Origin of the sequence: Bradyrhizobium oligotrophicum, assembly GCF_051168495.1 — a bacterium.
GTDB classification, from domain to species: domain Bacteria; phylum Pseudomonadota; class Alphaproteobacteria; order Rhizobiales; family Xanthobacteraceae; genus Bradyrhizobium; species Bradyrhizobium oligotrophicum_A.
The window spans coordinates 31,909-51,243 of sequence record NZ_JBNPVB010000028.1 but is presented as its reverse complement, the minus strand read 5'-3'; the positions used below and the strand labels follow the sequence as shown (position 1 = coordinate 51,243).

Genomic DNA, 19,335 nt, shown 5'->3' with positions numbered 1-19,335 from the left:
TTGGGTGACGGCGGCAGGCATCCCGACCAGCGCCGCCGATCGACCGTGTCCTTAGTTGAGCTTCGGCAGCACCTGCTTCACGACCTGCTTGCCTTCGACGACTTCGACCAGGAAGCCCTGGCGATCGATATCGCCGTTCTGATCGAAGGTCACATCCATCAGGATGTTCGGCTCGGCCGAGGTCTTGATGGTCAGACCGTGCAGGGTGTCGGCGAACGCCTTGGAGTCGACCTTGCCCATCTTCTCGGTCGTGGCCTTGACCATGTAGATCGCAAGATAGCCCTTCAGGCCGTTGTGGTCGGGCACGTAGTTGTACTTCTTCACGAAGCGGTCGCGGAACGCCTTGATCGCCTCGACCGGCGCATCCGTGGTCAGGCCGACATGGCCACGGGCGCCGTTAGCGGCATCACCGGCGAGCTCGATCACCTTCTGACCGACCAGCGTGGTCTCGCCGATCAGCGGCGCAGTCACGCCCTGGCGCTTGATCTCCTTGAGGATGCGCGCGCTCTCCTCCTCGTTGACGTAGATGAAGACCGCGTCCGGAGCCGCCGCCTTGATCTTGCTGACGTCGGCGGCGAAGTCGGCCTGGCCGGCTTCGGTCGACAGGTCGGCCGCAACCTTGATGCCGAGGCGGTTGAATTCCTTGGTGATGACGTCACGTCCGCCGCGGCCGAAGTCGTTGTTGACCCAGACCACGGCCACCGATTTTGCCTTGATCTCGTCGTTGATGTACTTCGCGACCTTCGGCATCGACGACTGCTGGCCGAACGAGGTGCGGAACAGGAACTTGTTGCCGCCCTGAGTCAGTTCGGCCGCCTCGCCGCCCATGATCTGGGTGATGCCGGCTTCGGCCGCGAGCGGCGCCGTCACCTTCACCGAGCCGGAATAGCCGGGCCCCAGCAGCACATAGGGCTCGGCGTCGAGCGCCTTCTGCACCTGGGCCCGCGCAACGCCGGGGTTCGACTGCGAGTCGGCGTGGCTGACCTCGATCTTGCGTCCGAGGATGCCGCCCTTGGCGTTGATCTCCTCGACGGCGAGGTCGATGCCGTTCTTCCAATTGTTGCCGACGGTGGCGCCACCGCCGGACAACTCGGCGACGTTGGCGATCTTGATCGGGGCGCCGGACTGCGCGTAGGCGGCTCCGGACAGCAGCACGGCCGAGCACAGGCCAGCCAGGATGATCGATCTCACGTTGTTTCCTCCTCTGGTTCTAACGCTTGTTTGCGTTTCTTGCTTGAACGACTTGGTCCGGCGCGGATTGGCCGGTTGCTCAGGCGGCGTCAACCGCCGGATATCTGTCCGCCATGTGGTTGTCGAAGGCCGCACCCATGGCCTCCGTCGACGGCGCGAGGCCGGTGAACAGTTCGAACGCGTCGGCTGCCTGATGGATCGCGAGCTCACGCCCGAGCAGCACTTGCGCCCCCTTGGCCTTGGCGGCTTTCAGGAGCGGCGTCCACAGCGGCGAATAGACGGCGTCGGCGACCCAGAGATCGGCGCGCAGCAAGTGATCGGGCACCGGCGTGTTGCGGTTCGGCAGCATGCCGATCGGCGTGCCGTTGACGACGCCCACCGCATCCCGCAGCGCCTCGTCGACGCTGTCGACAACGACCGCGGCCGCCTTGCCGGCCGGCAGCAGGCTCGCCAGCTTCTCGGCCCGCGCGCGCTCGGTGTCGTAGATGCGCAAGCCCGCGACGTCGAGGTTCGCAAGTGCGAAGGCAATCGCCTTGCCGACCCCGCCGGCGCCGATCAGCGCCACGGTGCCGCGATGGGTCTGGCTGACCAGCGACGCCACCGCGCGCTCGAAGCCGGTGGTATCGGTGTTGTGGCCGATCAGCCGGCCGTCGCGGACGACGACGGTATTGACGGCCCCCATCGCCGCCGCCTTCGGCGCCAATTCGTCGAGCAGTTCGACGACGGCTTCCTTGTAGGGGTAGGTCACGTTGACGCCGGCAAAGCCCATCTGACGCACGCCTTCCAGCAGCATCTTGAGGCCTGCGCGGTCAGCGCCGGCGACCTCGATCAGCTGGTAGTGGCAGCGCACGCCGAGGGCCGCTGCGGCATGCTCGTGCATTGCGGGAGACGCCGAATGCGCGATCGGCGCACCGATCAAGCCGGTCAGGAATTTGCGGGCTTTGAGTGCGGAAAGATCGGCCACGTTCGTTGCAATCTCTGCTGCTGCCTCGCGCGATCGCCGCACGAGCGCTGAATCTCGCCGCGGACGATAGCGCGTCCCGCGACTAACACAATTACCCAATTATCCGCCAAACCTAACATCATGTTATTTTTTGCCGATCGCGGCTTTCGCGGACTTTGCCGCCTGGCGGCGCCCCGGCTCGAGCGCGCGCATCTCGGCGCGCAGGCCGTCGATGAAATGCTCGGCATAGAGCGACAGCGGCGTGCCCCGCTTGACCGCGACATAGGTGTCGAACCGCGTCGGCTCCGCGATCTTTAGCAGCTCGATGCCGGGATAGCCGCCATGCGCGACCGTGAACTGGTCGATCACGGCGATGCCGAGCCCAGCCTTCACCAGCGCGCACACAGTCGTGCCGAAGCGCGCCTTGATCGAGATGTTGTAGCTGAGTTTGTTGCGCGCGAAGATCTCCGCCATGATCCGGCCGTAGGGATCGTTGGGATCGATACCGATCAGCGGATAGCGCGTCATCTCGGCGGCGGACACCTGCTTGCGGCCGGCAAGCTCATGGCCGTCGGGCACGATGCAGAACAGCTCGCCCGAGGCCAGCGGCAGGAATTCGAGGCCGGAATGATCGAGCCGGTAGCTCATCGCCACGCACTCGCCCTTGCCCAGCATCAGATAGTCGATCGCCTCCTCGATCTTGAGGATGTTGATGTCGATGCCGAGATCGGGATAGCGGCGGCGGACGCGCTCGATCGCGCGCGGCACCATCACCTGGGAAATGCTGGGCACCGAGCCGATGCGCAACTCGGACAGCGCGCCGCGGCCGATGCTGGAGATGATGTAGCTGAGATCGTCGACCTTCTCGTAGACGCTGTTGATCTGCTCGAAGATGCTCTGCGCCTCGGGGGTCGGGAAGTAGCGGCCGTTCTGGCGCTGGAAGAAGCGGATGCCGAGCGAGCGCTCGGTGTATTTCACGAGACGGCTGACGCCCGGCGCCGAAACCTTCAACAGCCGCGCGGCGCCGTTGATGGTGCCGGTCACCATGACCGCGCGGATGACCTCGACCTGGCGCAACGTCATCATCGGCGCGGCCCCTCCCCGACGCGCCCCCTGATCACGGGCTGCCCGGCGGCGTCAGCACGACCGGCGGGCGCGGCACGGGCCGGGGGCGCGGCTGCGCGGCGCCGGGCGCGGGCCTGATCTCGACCGGCGGCGGCAGCGGGGCGAGTTGCGACTGGCTCGCCGCCACCGGCGGAGCCGAAGCCGGCGCAGTCGCGGCGGGCGCCGACAACGGCGCCGACAGCGGCGGAACGGCCGCGCGCGGACCGCCGAGCTTGGTGCGCGGATCGCGTCGCGGGTCGCGTCCCGGCAACGGCACTTCCGGCGCAACCACATTGGCATCGGGCCCGCCCGGCAGCGACGCCGTCGACGACGGATAGGTCGGCGGCGCCTCGCCGCGCGCGATCGCATCGAGACGGCGGGTCTCGCGGTCGATCGCCCGGACCGCGAGCCAGGACGACAGCGACGTCACGTCGACCACCCGCGTCAGCGTGTCGGGCGTGCCCATCACGAACAGCTGCACCTCGGGGCGGCTGTTGGCGTTGCCGACCGTATTCGAACTCAGGCTGGCGCGGATGTCGGCCTGATCCGCGGGAATGTCGAAGCCGCCGGAGACGATCGCGCGCGCCCCCTGGGCTTCGAGCGGAGTGGCGCCGACGCGCACGCGGCCATCACGGATGATGAAGGGGACCTGCGCGGACGCAACCGACAAGGTCCCCGACGCGAGCGCCGGCTCGACCACCTGCCGCAGCTTGCCGTCATCGCCCACCTGCCCCGCATCGGCGGCGCGCAACGCCACCTCGAACGCACGCGGGTCGAGGTTGGCGATCGATGCATTGTCGAGCGTCACGGTACCGTTGCCCGAGAGCGCGTTGACCAGTCCTTGCACGCTGCGGCCTTCGGCAGCCAGCGTCATCTGCGCCGAGACCTTGGCCGCCGGCATCTTCAGATTGCGGTAGCGCAGCGCATTGCCGTCGATACCGGCGAGTTCCACGCGTCCGTTCAGGACGAGCCCGTTGGCGTTGGGCCGCGCTTCGACGGTGGCGGTCACGTCGCCGCCGCCGAGTTTGCCCTTCAGATTCTCGATCGTCAGCGACTGGCCGTCGCTCTTGATGGCGCCGCCCAGGGGGCGCAGCTCCGTGCCGTTGATGACGGCGCCGCTGAGCGCCTGGAACGAGACGAGGCCGCGCCAGCCCTTCAACAGACCGGCGCCCAGCGGCTCGGCCTGCTCACGCCCCGCGGCGCCGACCAGCACCGAAAACACCTGCGGCACATTGATCGCGTCCAGCCCGAGCTCGCCATCGATCTGCTTGTCGTCGTCCAGGTTCGCGGCAAGCCGGCCGCGCAGCCGCGAGCCGCCGACCGTGCTGTCGATGTCGTCGAGCGTCACCCTGCTGCCGGACAGTCCGAGCCGGCCGAACAGGCGGATGTTCTGGATGGCCGGATCCTGCGGCTTCAATCCGGCCAGCGGCGCCAGATTGGCGACGCGCAGGCGCAGATTGACGTTCGCCTTGGCGGCATCGCCCCAGGGCTCGACGGTGCCCTGGGCATCGCCGTCGAGGCCGATGCCGGAGAGTTTGGCATTCACCCGCAGCGGTGCCCGCCAGCTGCCGGTGACGCTCGACTGAAACTCGGCCGGCCCATTGCCGACGGCCACGACACGATCGAGCCCGAGCAGCGCCAGAACGGCACTGCCCTGCTCCGAGGACAACCGGCTCTCGACCCCCAGCTCCGTCCGATCGATCGCGTCGACCTCGAAGCTGCGCAGCGCGGCCGCCGACGGTTTCGCCGTCAGCGTCGCCGAGCCCTTCAGCTGCGGCGCATCGAGATCGAGCACGGCCTTGGCCTGGCTGCGGTCGGCATTGCCCGGATCCTTGACGAGATCGACCGTGAGCTTCAGCCGGGCCGCGCCGGCAGGCGTGCCCAGTCCATCGAAGCGCGCTGCGATCTGCGGCGCGAAGGGCTGCAGCAGCGCCGTGATCTCCTTCAGCGAGCCGGCCATCGACGTCATGGAGAGCCGCCCCGTCGCGTCCGCGCGGTCGAAGCGGCCGGAGCCCTCGCTGGTCACGCCGCCGCTCTGGCCGAACTTGAGCTGCTCGATCGCGACGGTCTTCGGATCATAGGAAAACCGCGCGGTGAGCGGGCGCAGCTCCTGGCCGCTGAGCTTGGCGCGGCCGACGTCCAGCGACACGCTCGCCTCGGCCGGCCACTCGCCGGTGACACCGACCAGCGAGCGCGTCACCGCCATGGCGGCGTCGAGATCGAGCCGGTCGCCCTTCAGGACAGCTTCGAACCGCGAGCCGGCGCCGCCCGGCCGATTGATGAGCGCGACGCGTCCGTCGACGGAGCCGCCATCGATGTCGGCCTTGAGGCTGTCGATCGCGACCCGCTCCGGCGCCACGTTGAGGTCGCCGCGCAGCCGCAGCGGGCGCTGGGTGCGATAGCTGGTGTCGCTGCGGCCCTGCAGCCAGGCCACCAGAGAATCCGGCTCGGACGAGTCGAGATCGAGCGCGCCGGTGAAGCCTGACGTCACCGAGGTCGAGATGCCGATGGTGCGGAAGGTCAGGCGGGTCGAGCCCGGCGCGCGCAGATCGACCTTCTCCAGGCTCCACGCCGTCGGCTCATTGTGAAGATCCGCGGTGAAGTTCTGCACCGGGCGGCCGGAGAGCATGATCTGCTCGGTCGAGAACTGGACGTTGGCCGGCATCGGCAGGGTCGGCAGTTGTGCGATCCAGTTGCGCAACGCCGGAAGCACCAGCGCCGGCGCGATCGACCGCCGATCCTTCACCTCGTCGCCACCAGCCAGGAGCTTGTCGGCATCGAGCTGGCGCGCCGACAGCGACGCTTTCAAGGTTGGCGCGGCGCCGAAGCGGATGTCGCCGCCGCCGGCAAATTTCAGCGCGCGATCCTCCTGGCCGAACGTCACCTCGATCTGGTCGAGCTTGGCGGAGGCCTGGTCGCCAACGATCTTGGTGGCGATCCGCCACGGCGTGGCGGCGGCCTGAGTCGGCGCACCATTCCTGGCCTGCTGCGCCGGCGCCTGCTTCGCAACAGGCTCCTTGGCGGCCTGGTCCTTGGCGGGCCTGGCCTTGTCGGCGCCCTGCTCGTTCGGCGGCGACGACAGCGTCAGCGCGCCCTCGAAGCGCGGCGAACGGTTGGGGAAGCTGATCAGGCCTTCGACATCGGCCACGACCGGACGCTCGCCCGGATCGATGTTGAGGTGAACGCGCAGACCGTTGGAATCCTTGTCCTGGCTCGACGACAGCCGGAACGGATAGCGGCCGCCGCGGATCGAGACCGCGCCGTCGCCGCGCAGCGATCCGGCCAGCGAACGGACGTCGCCGGAGAACACGATGTCGGTCAGTTCGAGCGTCGACCGGCTGGCGGCGTCATGCAGCGCCACACGGCCGGTCAGGTTGAAGCGGTCGATCGACAGGGCGGCGAGATTGAACCGGCCGGAGGCGGCCGGCAGGTCGACCTGGCCCTTGGCGTCGAGCCCGAGATCGGCGGCCATGCCGCCGATGGTGAGCTCGTTGGCCTTCCACTCCCCGCGCATCAGGTCGCCCAGGCTGAACTCGACGTCGAGCCGGTCGGCGCGCAGCTTGCCGAGATGGTTGGCGCCGCCGAACGCGACCTGGCGCAGCCGCAGGGTCGGCGTCGGCAACAGCCGTGCGTCCAGCGCACCGGCGACCCGCACGGGCACGCCGATGACCTTGCTCGCCTCGGCCTCGAACTGCGGCCGGAACTGGTTCCAGTCGACGAAGTACGGGCCGATCAGCGCAGCTAGGAGCGCAAGGATGAAGGCAATCGCCAAGCCGAGCAGGGTCGTCTGCACGGGGTCTCCCTCAAAGGACAACGCTCCGGCGTCCCAACCTGTCCACCAATGCGGCTACAGCCCCACGGGCATCGATACCGGAGCGCTGCATCATATAGGATTAAGTATGGCGAAGTCACAGCGCTGTCGGTCTTTCCGAGGGCGTTGCACAACTCCGTTAACGAAGATGGTTACCAACTGGCCGGCAGCCGCTTGAGGCCGCGCAGCACGAAGGTCGGCCGCCATTCCGGGTTGTCCGCATCATCCAGCTTCAATTCCGGCAGGCGCCGCAGCAGGGTTCCGATCGCGATTTCGGCCTCGATCCGGGCGAGCTGCGCGCCCAGGCAATGGTGGATGCCGCCGCCGAACGACAGCGGCTTCACGTTCGGCCTGGTGATATCGAGCTTTTCCGGATCGTCGGGATAGACCGCCGGATCGCGGTTGGCCGAGCCCAGCAGGCACAGCACGGTCTCGCCCTTTGGAATCCGGCGGCCGCCGAGATCCTCGATGTCCTCGAGCGCGACCCTGCCCGTCAGCTGGACGGAGGAATCGTAGCGCAGGAACTCCTCGATCGCATTGGTGATCAGCTCGGGCCGCGCTTTCAACAGCGCAAGCTGGTCCGGATTGCGGTGCAGCGCCAAGAGGCCGTTGCCGATCAGGTTGACGGTGGTCTCGTGCCCCGCTCCGAACAGCAGGATGATGTTGGCGGTGAGCTCGTCATGGCTGAGCTTGGCGCCGTCCTCTTCCGCCTGCAGCAACTGCGTCGTCAGGTCGTCGCCGGGATGTTTGCGGCGCAGCTCGAACAGATGCTGGAAATAGGCCCTGGACACCGCATTGCCGGCATTGCCCTCGGCGATCTCGGCCTTGGACAGCGGCACCGGCTCGAGCAGCCGGCCGCCCTCGCGCGAGCTCTTGTAGAACGCCTCGCGATGCTCCTCGGGAATGCCGAGCATGTCGCAGATCACGGTGACGGGCAGCTTGAACGCAAAATCCTCGATCAGGTCCATGCGGCCACGGGGGATCACCTCGTCGAGCGTACGGTCGACGATCTCCTGAATACGCGGCCGCATGTCCTCGACCCGCCGCGCCGTGAACGCCTTCACGACCAGGCCGCGCAGCCGCGTGTGATCCGGCGGATCCTGCTGCAGCATCCAACGGCTCATGCTCTGGAACACCGGCTCCTTCATGATGTCCGGCCCGTAGCGGCGGATCGAGCGGTCGACGAAATCCTTGCCGAACCGCTTGTCGCGCAGCACGAGGCTGGATTCCGCATGGCGGCTGGCGAGGAACGAGCCGAACGGCGTGACGTGCATCGGATCGTCGTCGCGCAACTTCCGATAGAAGGGATAGGGATCGCGGATGAACTCCGGCGACAGCGGATTGAACAGCGGCGCGGCCTTGGCGGCCTGGACATGCTCGTTCATGGGGTTCCTCTCCCGTTATCCGCCAATTCAGTCACGTCCGCGGCCCTCTGGCAAGCCGGCCGGATTACACATCATGCCGCAGCGGCCGTCTTCAATCTGTGCAACTGGCCGGCCACGACGCGGACCCGCCGCGGCGCGGCGATCCAGATCGCGGCGGCCGAGATGAAAGCGCCGGCGAAGGCGATGAGGAAGCCGGGCGTGTAGCTCAGGGTGTAATCATACAGCACGCCGGTCACCCATGGGCCCGCGGCACCGCCGCACAGCCCGATCATCATCAGCGTTCCGAAGATGCTGCCGAACTGCGCGCCCTGGAAGATTTCGAGCACCACCGCGCCCATCACCGAGGTGATGCCGTAGCCGAGCGCGCCTTGCGTCGCGACCATCACATAGATCAGCAGCAGCGACGGTGTGGCCTTCAGCGCGATCAGCGCCGCGAAGCAGATCGCGAAGCCGAGGCAACCGAGGCCCCACACCGCCTCGCGGCCGAGCCGGTCCGACAGATGGCCGAGCGCGATCTGTCCGGGAATGCCGAGCAGGCTGACGGCGCCGAGCGCCCACACCGCGACGTTGGAGCTGAAGCCGATCTCGAGCAGGTACTTGGTCTGGTGCACCTGCACTGCGTACCAGACATAGAGGCCGAAGAAATAGCCGAGCGCGAGCCACCAGAACCGGCTCGTGCGCAGCGCGCGCGCCAGTGTCCAGTCGATGCCGGCCCAGGCGGCATCGACGACGTTGGAAACGGGCTTGGCTGCCGTCGCGAGCGGCGCGGCGTCACCATCGGGCCGTAGACCGAGGTCCTCGGGCTTCCTGCGCAGCAGCAGATTGATCGGCGCGAGCACGACCAGCACGACGATGCCCATGGCGGTACAGGCGGTGCGCCAGTTGGTCTGCGCGATCATGTGCTGCACCCAGGGCAGCAGCGTCATCGAGCCGATGCCGACGCCGGCGAACGCGATGCCGATGGCAAGGCCGCGGCGGCGGATGAACCAGTTCGGCAGGAACAGCGACTGCCCGGAATAGCCGAGACAGACGCTGCCGGCGCCGACCATCACGCCGATCGTGACGTAGAGGTGCCAGGGCTGCGTCGTCTGCGGCGCCAGCAGCAGGCCGCCGGCCATCAGCGCGACGCCGATCTCCATCACCGCCCGCGGGCCGCTGCGGTCCATCAGCCGTCCGATCAGCGGACTGACGATGCCGGAGACGACGAAGCCGAACGAGAAGGCGCCGGCGGTGACGCCGCGGTCCCAGCCGAATTCGGCGATGATCGGCGGATAGAAAAGCGAGAACGCGGTGCGCGCATTGACGCCGATCGCCATCGTCACGAAGGTCACGGCGACGATGATCCAGCCATAATAGAACGGCAGGCGCATTGTTGTTCTCACTCCCCGGTGCATCCTTCGCATCATCTGCGCGCGAACGGGTCAAGCAGTTTCTGCGCAGGACACGGTGATGTCAGTTACCTCCGAGGTCATGTGTGCGGTGCACCGCATGCTCTCTCCGGCGTCGTCCCGGCGAAAGCCGGGACCCATACCGCGTGATTTCGCGAGGAACGTAGCTGCCAGTTGCGCGTCCCACGACCGCCGGTGGTTATGGGTCCCGGCTCAAGGCCGGGACGACACCGAATGCGTGGCGCGCCTTGTCGATCATGACTGCACGCTCCTCGCGGCGCCATTGGCGTCCGAGCTGTGCTCATCATTCGCCCTCATCAAACAGAAGGGCGCAGGGAAGGCCGGGCGCTGGCCGCGCCCGTGGCCCGCCTGCTCAAAAAAATGCAGGCGGCAGGTACCACAGGTTCAGCCGAGATCGCCCGGCCCTCCCTGCGCGATGGTCTTCACGCTTATATGCAGGCTTCCTGGCGCTCGGCTTGTTGGCCGCCATGCGCGACAACGCGTTTCACGCGCTGCGCGGTGATACCAGCGTCGAGGTATCAGAACCCTGCAACTTCACGTCCACGAGAGCATCGTTCGTCCGCACATCCGAAGGACATGCTGCGACCCCTCGCGGCCACCGCTCCCCGCCTCGCGTGTCGTGACGATCGCGCGCAACGCCCCTCCGAAGTGAGACGGGATGCGGGAGAAGATCGCGGTGATTTGCCCGACGACACAAGCGAAATCAGCTGCGACATAGTAACCCGACGGGCTAACAACAAACCCATCGCATATGGTGAGGACGGGCGACAGCGACGCCCACGCCTGCTGATGAGTTGCTCGTCATGCCCGGGCTTGTCCCGGGCATCCACGTCCTTCCGAGAATGCCGGGCTGCGTGGATGGCCGGGACAGGCCCGGCCATGACGGAGTGAACGGAGAGGCTAAAGACCAATCAGTCAGATCCGATTGCTCAAGGAAGCAACGGAGCTAGATCACCGCCGCCGAACGGATTAGTTCATCGGCTTCACGCCGCAGCCTTCGCCGCATCGGCGCCATGGAACGCGTACACGTCCATGCGAAGCACGCCATAATTGGCGCTGTTGTGCAGACGCTCGACGCGGGCGCCCTCGCCGGCGGCGCCGAGCGCTGCGAACAGCGGCAGGAAGTGCTCGTCGGTCGGATGGTTGTCGCGGGCATGCGGGGCGAGACGGCGGTAATCGACGAGATCGTCGACGCGGCCTTCGATCGCGGCCCTATGCACCCAGTCGGCGAAGTCGACCACCCAGGACGGCGCGGGATCGTCGATGTCGAGCCTCCGCTTGCGGAACTCGCCGAGATTATGCGTGAAGCTGCCGCTGCCGATGATCAGCACGCCCTCGTCGCGCAACGGCGCCATCGCGCGGCCGAGCGCGAGGTGATGCGCGGGTCCCTGCTCGGTCTGGATCGAGAGCTGCAGCACGGGAATGTCGGCTTGCGGATACATCAGCAGCAGCGGCACCCAGGCGCCGTGATCCAGGCCGCGCTCGCGGTCGACGCCGACGGGAAGGCCCGCCGCCTGCAGCCGCGCGGCCACGGCCAGCGCGAGATCGGGCGCGCCCGGTGCGGGATAGCGGAGCTGATAGAGCTCGCGCGGAAAGCCGAAGAAGTCGTAGATCGTCTCGTTGGCAGCGACCGCATTCACGGCGGGAATGTCGGTCTCCCAATGCGCCGAGATCACGAGGATGGCCTTCGGCCGCGGCAGGCTGTGGCCGAGACCGACGAGGAAGTCATGCGCCGCCGAGGCCGTGAGCGGCAGCATCGGCGAGCCGTGCGACAGGAAGATGCTGGGCAGGGTCATGTCATCTCTCCTCGTTCGATTGGTATCTCAGGTCGCGCGCCAACCACAACTGTCGTCCCGGCCTTGAGCCGGGACCCATACCGCGTGATCGAGGTTTGAGGCAGGCCGAGCGTCGACCACGTGCTCAACTCAGTCCTGCCTGTGGTTATGGATCCCCGCGTTCGCGGGGATGACACTGAGGGTGTGGCGACAGTCGGCCCAGCTCACAAGGACGTCAATGCGCGCTGCGGAGCTGGGCGCCGGCAAGGCTGGTGCGGAGGCCGCCGAGGGCGTAGGCGCCGTCGCCGAGCAGGGCCTGGATCACCAGGGTCACCGCCCAGAACGCCGGATACTCCCAGCCGCCCTTCGGATTGCTGAAGAAGAAGCCGGCGGAGCCATGCACGGTGAAGATGGCGCCGAGCAGGATCGGCACTGCCGCGAGCGCGACCCAGCGGGTGTAGATGCCGAGGATCAGCGCGATGCCGGCGAGGATCTCGGCCGTGATGACGAGATAGGCGAGTTCGGGCGGCAGGCCGATGCTGCCGAAGAACTTTGCGGTGCCGGCCGGGCTGAACACGAACAGCTTGAGGCCGGCATGGGCCAGGAATAGGCCGCCGAGGGTGAGGCGAAGCAGCAGGGCGGCGTAGGGTGCAGTGCGCGAATCGATCATCTCGGGCTCCCAATGGATAGCGCCGAGACATAGATCATTCCCTGGGAGACGATAATCCGGCCACCAGGAAAGATAGCTCACACCCATAGGGTGAAATTGTGGTTCGGAATCGACGTACCCGCCCGTGCACCTGCGCAACGCGAATGCCGCGCACGTGCGTCCGCCGATGCAAGACGCCGGCATGCTTCCGGAAACCCGGTGACACATGCCGGCGCTGCTCATCAGAACCGGTAGCTCGCGCCAACGCGGAGCAGGTGGAGTTCGTTCTTGAAGTCGGCACGGTTGCCGTCGCGATTGAACAGCGTCACGTTGCCGTAATCGGTGTAGACATATTCACCACGTCCGACCCAATTGTTGGTGAAGGCGTATTCCACACCGACACCGGTCGTGAGGCCGGCCTTCACTTGATCCTCCCAGACCACCTGCTCGCCGGCATTGCGGCCCTTCTGGATATTGTTGGTCAAGTTGGCAATACCGACACCGAGCGTGCCGAAGACCAGCAGGCGGTCGAACGCATAGCCGACGCGCGCGCGCACCGAGCCGAACATGCCGTACTTGGCGTAGGACGAATCGTTGTCGAAGATGTCGTTGCTCTGCGACGCGGTCGACTTGCCGAGATCGACCTCGGCGCCGACCACGAAGCGATTGGCGAACTGATAGTTGTAGCCGCCATAGAGGCCGAAGGCCACGCCATCAGCGCCCTCCTCGGCATGACCGTGATTGTTGTTGCGATAGAAGTCGACGGTCCACAGCCCGTGCGCACCACCGGCAAACGCGCCTGCGTAGAAGCCGGTCCAATTGTAGTACGGTGCATCGTAGACTGCTACGGGCCGCTGGCCCCTGAAATCTCCTGCCTGCGCGGCCGTGCCGGCAAGCAGGACCCCACAGGCGGCAACAACGAGATTGTATACTGCTTTCATCAACTCATCCTCACAAACTCAGTACATCTGGAAGCGAGCACGTCCCCCAGAGGCGCTCGAGCGGGCGGAAACTGAAAACGAAGTCGGGCACCAAGTTGACCCGCTTTGGGTGAGGACGTGATCAAATGCGGCATTGTTCGGGACCGCACTGTGACGCGGCAACTGATACCGGCGAGAACCCGAATTTGTTGCGACATCTTTTCACACGCAGTGCGATGACCCGAAGGCGGCGTGATTGATTCGACCATCTTTATGACGGAGCCCGCGCCTGCCCTCAGGTCCGTCAGAGTGACGATTTCCTGTCTCTCGCGAGTCTGCTAGCGAGATACCTCACACCCCGCGAGTGAGGCTGAATGCTGGACCGTCTGACTGGACTGGAAGTGATGTCGCGGATCGCCAGTTCTGGCAGCCTGTCGGCGGCCGCACGTGCGCTCGGCATGTCGCCGACCATGGTCACGAAACATCTGGCAGCGCTCGAGACGCGGCTCGGCACCCGGCTCTTCCATCGGACCACGCGCCGGCTGACGATCACCGAGGCCGGCCGCCGCTACCTCGAAATCGCCGAGCGCGTGCTCGGCGATTTCGAGGCGGCCGAGAGCGCGATCGCGGCCGATCGCGTCGAGCCGCGCGGGCTGCTGCGGCTCAACGTTCCGCTCGCCTTCGGCACCCGCCAGATCGCACCGCTGCTGGCCCGGTTCGCCGCGCTCCATCCCGGGGTCAGTGTCGAACTCGGCCTCAACGACCGGCTGGTCGACCTGATCGAGGAAGGCTGGGATCTGGCGATCCGAATCGGCACGCTCAAGGACTCGACCTTGGTGGCGCGGCGGCTGGCGCCGTGCCGGATGATGATTTGCGCCGCGCCGTCCTATCTCGCCGCCAAGGGCACGCCGCGCAGCACGGCCGATCTCGCCGGCCATAACTGTCTCGGCTACACGCTCGCGGCCGCGGGACCATCGCGCTGGCGGATGGGCGGCAAGGCGGCGGTCGACGTGACCGTGAGCGGCAACCTGCGCGCCAACAATGGCGATGCGCTGCTCGCCGCGGCGTTGGCCGGACAAGGGATGATCTACCAGCCGACCTTCATCGTCGGCGACGAGGTCCGCGCCGGACGGCTGGTGCCGGTGACGCTCGACGTTCCGCCGTCGGACCTGCTGGCGGTTCATGCCGTCTACCTGCCGGACCGCAGGCCGTCGGCCAAGGTGCGCGCCTTCATCGATTTTCTTGGCGACGCCTTTGCGCCGGAGCCACCCTGGGATCGCGACCTTGCGTGAGCAGACGACCCGGCGCATGTCGTGGACCCGGAGACATCGGCATGACAGATGAACCACGCGACGACCATGACCATCACTGGCCGATGTTTCGCTCGCTGCAGGACTTGCGGCTGAGCGCCCTGCCAGCCGATCTCGCCGCCGGGCTGACACTCGCCGCCATCGCCATTCCCGAGCAGATGGCCACGTCAAAGCTCGGCGGCTTCACGCCGGAGACCGGGTTCTTCGCCTTCATCGCGGGCTCCCTCGGCTTCGCGCTGTTCGGCGCCAACCGTTTCCTGTCGTGCGGCGCCGATTCCACCATCACGCCGATCTTTGCCGGCGGGCTGGCGCTGTTCGCCGCCAGCGGCACGCCGGAGTATGGCAACATGGCTGCGGCGCTGGCGCTCTTGGTCGGGGTGATGCTGGTGCTGGCCGGCGGCTTCAAGCTGGGCGGCATCGCCAATTTGCTGTCGGTGCCGGTCACGGTCGGCTTCCTGGCCGGCATCGCCGTACACATCATCGTCTCGCAATTGCCCGGCGTGCTCGGTCTGCCCGCACCGAGCGGGCCGACGCTGGCGCGGATCGTGGCCCTGGCGGGAGAGCTCGGCAGAACCAATGGCAACACGCTCGTCATCGGCGTCGGCGTGCTCGCGACCGTCATGATCTGCGAGAAGATCAGCGCCCGCATTCCCGGTGCGCTGATTGCGCTCGGCGCCGCGACCCTGTTCGTGCTCGCGGCCGGATTGGAGACGCGGGGCGTGCCGGTGATCGGCAGCATTTCCGGCGCCGTTCCGATGCCGTCGGTGCCGCTGATCGGGCCGGAGCAGTGGGCGAAGCTGGTGCCGCTCGCGTTCCTGATCGCCGTCATCGTGATGATGCAGACCTCGGCCACGACGCGCTCGTTCCCGTCCGATCCCGATCGTCCGGCCGATGTCGATCGCGACTTTCTCGGCGCCGGCGCCGGCAGCGTGCTGGCCGGACTGTTCGGCGCATTCCCGGTCAATGCGAGCCCGCCGCGCACCGGCATCGTGGTCGAGACCGGCGGCCGCTCGCAACTCTCAGGCCTGCTCGCGGCGGTGATCGTGCTGCTGCTCCTGCTGTTCGGCGGCCGGCTGCTGGCGCACGTGCCGGAGGCCGCGCTCGGCGGCGTGCTGCTGTTCGTCGCGACGCGCATCATCCGCGCGGGGCAGATCGCCAGCGTCTATCGGCAGTCCAAGGGCGAGTTCCTGCTGATCCTGGCGACGGCGGCGGCGATCGTCGCTCTGCCGATCGAGCAGGGCGTGGCGCTCGGCATTTCGCTCTCCCTGCTGCACGGCATCTGGAGCACGACACGGGCCCATCTCATCGCCTTCGAGCGCGTGCCGGACACGACCATCTGGTGGCCGGCGCATCCGCAGATCAAGGGCGAAAAACTGTCCGACGTCGCCGTGGTCGGCTTCCAGGCGCCGCTCAGCTTCCTCAACGCCGCGACGTTCCGCGCCGACCTCGAGCACATGCTGCGGAGCCGCAAGCCCCGGCTCGTCGTGTTCGAGGCGAGCGCGATCGTCGAGGTCGACTTCACCGCCGCGCAGGCGCTGCGCGACGTCATCCGCACCTGCAACGACACCGGGACGATCTTCGCCGTGGCGCGGCTGGAATCGCTGCGGGCGCAGCAGGCCTTCGAACGCTTCGGCCTCTACGACCTGCTGCCGCGGGACCGCGTGTTCCACAGCGTCGATCTCGCACTGCAAAAGCTGCAGGGCGATCGACTGAAGACGCGCGCGTGAGCCTGCCGGGGGCTGCCGCCCGCGGCCGCGGCTTCACGTGGCTCTTCGCATGCGGACGCGTGATACAAATCGTTACGGAGCGCTGCCTTGCGCGACATATCCCGGCAAACTTCGGCGACGACAAGGCGAACCTTCATGACGCCAGGCCCGTCGGCCGCGGCACCGGATAAGGATCATCGTCGATGCGCAAGCTGCTCCCATTGCTGTTCACCGTTGTCTCGATCGCGAGCGCGCACGCGCAGGACACCGGCGCGGTGCGCCAGGCCTGCGGCAGCGAGGTCCGCACCCTCTGTTCCGGAATCATGCCCGGCGGCGGCCGCATCAAGCAGTGCATGATCGAGAAGTTCGACAAGCTCTCGGACGGCTGCAGGACGGCGCTGAAGGACGCGAAGGCGCAGCAGGCCGGCAAATGATGCCGCCTCCGGTCCAATGCAGGCAGGACTTCAGCCTGCATTCATGTTCAATGCAGCAAATATACTGTCAGCGAAGGACGATGGTGAATAGGCTCTCGTGAGCGGCGGCAGCGATGCGTCACGGCATCGGCAACCCTGCACGGCACGATCTGCTCCGCCGCTGATGCCCTATGGTAATGGGGAGAGGTTTCGCGACGTCGAAAAAACTGCGAAACCAAACCACGTCCGACGACGTCTAACGACTGGACTGATTCGAAATCAACGAGAGGACCGCACTGCATGCGCAATCTGTTCACCTCCGCCCTGCTCGCCGCGACCGTCATGGTCGGTGCATCGGCCGCCCAGGCCTTCACGCTGCCGGCCCAGCCCGCCGCTCCGGACAGCAACGTCGAGCGCGTCGCCGGTGGCTGCGGTCCCGGCTGGTTCCCCGACCGTTGGGGTCGCTGCCGCCCGGCACCGCGCCCCTATTATGGTTATGGCGGCTACGGCCCGCGCACCTGCTGGGTGCGACCGACACCGTGGGGACCGCGCCGCGTCTGCCGCTGATCCATCCATCTGACGACAGAAGCGCCGCCGCGTGCCAAACGCGGCGGCGCTTTCTGTTTGGGGCTTGGCCATCTCTCGTGTGCGAGCCGAGCTATCACGACGAGACCGCTGCGCGGCGACAGCACGGAACCAACAAAACCGATCAGTTCGCCGGGATGATCTTGCCGGGGTTGAAGATGTTCTGCGGATCGAGCGCGGCCTTCACCGCGCGCATCGCGTCCAGCGCCTCCTGGCCGAGTTCCGACTTGAGGTACTTCTGCTTGCCCTGGCCGATGCCGTGCTCGCCGGTGCAGGTGCCGCCCATGGCCTGGGCGCGCTCGACCAAGCGATGCATGAACTCCTCGCCGCGCGCCATCTCGTCGGCATCGTCGACGTCGCACATCAGCGAGCAGTGGAAATTGCCGTCGCCGACATGGCCGACGATCGGCGAGGTCAGGCGCAGACGCACGAGATCCTCCTCGGTCTCGGTCACGCAATCGGCGAGACGCGAGATCGGCACGCAGACGTCGGTCGCGACCACGCCGACGCCGGGCCGGATCGCCTTGACGGACCAGTAGGCGTCGTGCCGCGCCTGCCACAGCTTGGTGCGGTCCTCGGGCTTGGTGGTCCAGGCGAAGTCGCCGCCGCCGCATTCGGCCGCGATCTCGGCGAAGTTCTTCGACTGTTCGGCGACGTCGGCCTCGCTGCCGTGAAACTCCAGGAGCAGCAGCGGCGTCTCCGGCAGCGTCAGCTTCGAATAGGCGTTGCACGCCTTCACTTGCGCTGCGTTGAGCAGCTCGATGCGCGCGACGGGAATGCCGGTCTGGATCGCGAGGATCGTCGCCTGGCAGGCGCCGCGCACGGTCTCGAACGAGCATGACGCCGCCGCGATGGTCTCGGGGATGCCGCGCAGGCGGATGGTCATCTCGCAGATGATGCCGAGCGTGCCCTCGGCGCCGATGAACAGATGCGTCAGGTCGTAGCCGGCGGCAGATTTCTTGGCGCGGGTGCCGGTCTTGATGATCTCGCCATCGCCGCGCACGACCTTCAGCGCCAGCACGTTCTCGCGGATGGTGCCGTAGCGCACCGCGTTGGTGCCGGAGGCGCGCGTCGAGGCCATGCCGCCGAGGGACGCGTCGGCGCCGGGATCGATCGGGAAGAACAGGCCCTGGTCGCGCAGATATTCGTTCAGCGCCTTGCGGGTGACGCCGGGCTGGATCACGCAGTCGAGGTCCTCGGCATGCACCTCCAGCACCTTGTTCATGTCGCGCATGTCGATGCAGATGCCGCCCGCCGGCGCATTGACCTGGCCCTCCAGCGAGGTACCGGTGCCGAACGGAATGATCGGCACGCCGTGGGCAGCGCAGATGCGAACGACGTCCTGGATGTCGGCAGTCTCCTGCGCCAGTACCACACCATCCGGCGGCTGCGTCGGCAGCCAGGTCGTGGTATGGCCATGCTGCTCGCGCACGGCCTGCGAGGTGATGAGCTTGTTGCCGAAGCGGGCCGCGAGCGCGTCGAGCGCGCTTTTCAGCGCCTCCGGCGCAGGCCGCTTCAGGTCATGATGGGGGATCGTCGTCGCCACTTTGTCCTCCGCGAGTTGGGCGGACCGTGGCAAAGGACGCCACAGGGGTCAAGGGAGCAAACGGAAGAGCCGATGAGCGATAATGCAGTGCCCACGCCGGCCGCGAACGGGCCGTTCCTGTCACAGGTCATGCAGATCGAGCCGCAATGGATCGACTATAACGGCCATCTCAACATGGCCTATTACAACGTGATGTTCGACCGCGCGATCGACCAGATCTGGGCCGAACTCGGCATCGGGCCGGCCTATATGCAGGAGCGCCAGGGCTCGACCTTCACCGCCGAATGCCACGTGCGCTATTTGCGCGAGATTCATCTCGGCGATCCCGTCCGGGTCGCGGTCTGGCTGATCGCCGCCGATGAGAAGCGGCTGCACACCTTCGAGGAGCTGCGCCATGCGGAAGAAGGCTGGGTCTCCGCCACCTCCGAGAACATGTCGGTGCACATCGACATGACCAGGCGCAAGGTCGCGCCGTTCCCACCGGACATCCAGGCCAACATCAGCCGCGTGCTGCAGGCCCATGCGGCGCTGCCGCGTCCCGACGGGCTCGGCCGCGCCATCGGCATGCCGAAGAGATGACGTGATCGG

15 protein-coding genes are annotated in these 19,335 nt (G+C 67.0%); 5 read left to right on the top strand and 10 right to left on the bottom strand.

Features of this window, described 5'->3' with window-relative positions; genetic code table 11:
- Window positions 1-51: 51 nt before the first annotated feature.
- The 9 genes from ACQR1B_RS33320 to ACQR1B_RS33280 all read right to left on the bottom strand — a co-directional run bounded on the left by ACQR1B_RS33320 (window position 52) and on the right by ACQR1B_RS33280 (window position 13,208).
- Complete coding sequence (locus ACQR1B_RS33320) at window positions 52-1,191, bottom strand: ABC transporter substrate-binding protein (RefSeq protein WP_434836942.1); 1,140 nt, start codon at window positions 1,189-1,191, stop codon at window positions 52-54.
- A gap of 79 nt (window positions 1,192-1,270) precedes the next feature.
- Window positions 1,271-2,155 (bottom strand): shikimate dehydrogenase, encoded by an 885-nt coding sequence (locus ACQR1B_RS33315; protein ID WP_434836941.1) that lies wholly within the window; start codon window positions 2,153-2,155, stop codon window positions 1,271-1,273.
- A 123-nt stretch (window positions 2,156-2,278) separates the two neighbouring features.
- Window positions 2,279-3,220, bottom strand: a complete 942-nt coding sequence (locus tag ACQR1B_RS33310; RefSeq protein WP_434836940.1) for a LysR family transcriptional regulator — start codon at window positions 3,218-3,220, stop codon at window positions 2,279-2,281.
- 31 nt (window positions 3,221-3,251) lie between these two features.
- The gene (locus ACQR1B_RS33305; protein ID WP_434836939.1) at window positions 3,252-7,031 is read right to left on the bottom strand and encodes an AsmA family protein; all 3,780 of its coding nucleotides are present in this window, start codon (window positions 7,029-7,031) and stop codon (window positions 3,252-3,254) included.
- 170 nt (window positions 7,032-7,201) lie between these two features.
- On the bottom strand, window positions 7,202-8,434 hold the full coding sequence (locus ACQR1B_RS33300; protein ID WP_434836938.1) for a cytochrome P450: 1,233 nt from the start codon (window positions 8,432-8,434) through the stop codon (window positions 7,202-7,204).
- 71 nt (window positions 8,435-8,505) lie between these two features.
- Window positions 8,506-9,804, bottom strand: a complete 1,299-nt coding sequence (locus ACQR1B_RS33295) for an MFS transporter (RefSeq protein ID WP_434836937.1) — start codon at window positions 9,802-9,804, stop codon at window positions 8,506-8,508.
- 1,022 nt (window positions 9,805-10,826) lie between these two features.
- Window positions 10,827-11,639, bottom strand: a complete 813-nt coding sequence (locus tag ACQR1B_RS33290) for a DODA-type extradiol aromatic ring-opening family dioxygenase (protein ID WP_434836936.1) — start codon at window positions 11,637-11,639, stop codon at window positions 10,827-10,829.
- Between the two features lie 214 nt (window positions 11,640-11,853).
- Window positions 11,854-12,288 (bottom strand): DoxX family protein, encoded by a 435-nt coding sequence (locus tag ACQR1B_RS33285; protein ID WP_434836935.1) that lies wholly within the window; start codon window positions 12,286-12,288, stop codon window positions 11,854-11,856.
- A 221-nt stretch (window positions 12,289-12,509) separates the two neighbouring features.
- A complete protein-coding gene (locus ACQR1B_RS33280; protein WP_434836934.1) occupies window positions 12,510-13,208 on the bottom strand; it encodes an outer membrane protein in 699 nt (232 codons plus the stop codon).
- Window positions 13,209-13,561: 353 nt separating this feature from the next.
- On the opposite strand from ACQR1B_RS33280, the gene ACQR1B_RS33275 reads away from it, so the two are divergent.
- The 4 genes from ACQR1B_RS33275 (at window position 13,562) to ACQR1B_RS33260 (ending at window position 17,183) form a co-directional block, all read left to right on the top strand.
- Window positions 13,562-14,479, top strand: coding sequence for a LysR substrate-binding domain-containing protein (locus ACQR1B_RS33275; RefSeq protein ID WP_434836933.1), 918 nt, complete (start codon window positions 13,562-13,564; stop codon window positions 14,477-14,479).
- A gap of 41 nt (window positions 14,480-14,520) precedes the next feature.
- On the top strand, window positions 14,521-16,224 hold the full coding sequence (locus tag ACQR1B_RS33270; protein WP_434836932.1) for a SulP family inorganic anion transporter: 1,704 nt from the start codon (window positions 14,521-14,523) through the stop codon (window positions 16,222-16,224).
- Between the two features lie 182 nt (window positions 16,225-16,406).
- The gene (locus tag ACQR1B_RS33265) at window positions 16,407-16,637 is read left to right on the top strand and encodes a hypothetical protein (RefSeq protein ID WP_434836931.1); all 231 of its coding nucleotides are present in this window, start codon (window positions 16,407-16,409) and stop codon (window positions 16,635-16,637) included.
- 279 nt (window positions 16,638-16,916) lie between these two features.
- Window positions 16,917-17,183: a GCG_CRPN prefix-to-repeats domain-containing protein gene (locus ACQR1B_RS33260; protein WP_434836930.1), complete on the top strand. Its 267-nt coding sequence runs from the start codon at window positions 16,917-16,919 to the stop codon at window positions 17,181-17,183.
- A 142-nt stretch (window positions 17,184-17,325) separates the two neighbouring features.
- On the opposite strand, the gene ACQR1B_RS33255 is transcribed toward ACQR1B_RS33260, so the two are convergent.
- A complete protein-coding gene (locus ACQR1B_RS33255; RefSeq protein ID WP_434836929.1) occupies window positions 17,326-18,747 on the bottom strand; it encodes an FAD-binding oxidoreductase in 1,422 nt (473 codons plus the stop codon).
- 72 nt (window positions 18,748-18,819) lie between these two features.
- Between ACQR1B_RS33255 and ACQR1B_RS33250 the strand changes: the two genes are divergently transcribed.
- The gene (locus ACQR1B_RS33250; RefSeq protein ID WP_434836928.1) at window positions 18,820-19,326 is read left to right on the top strand and encodes a thioesterase family protein; all 507 of its coding nucleotides are present in this window, start codon (window positions 18,820-18,822) and stop codon (window positions 19,324-19,326) included.
- Window positions 19,327-19,335 lie beyond the last annotated feature (9 nt).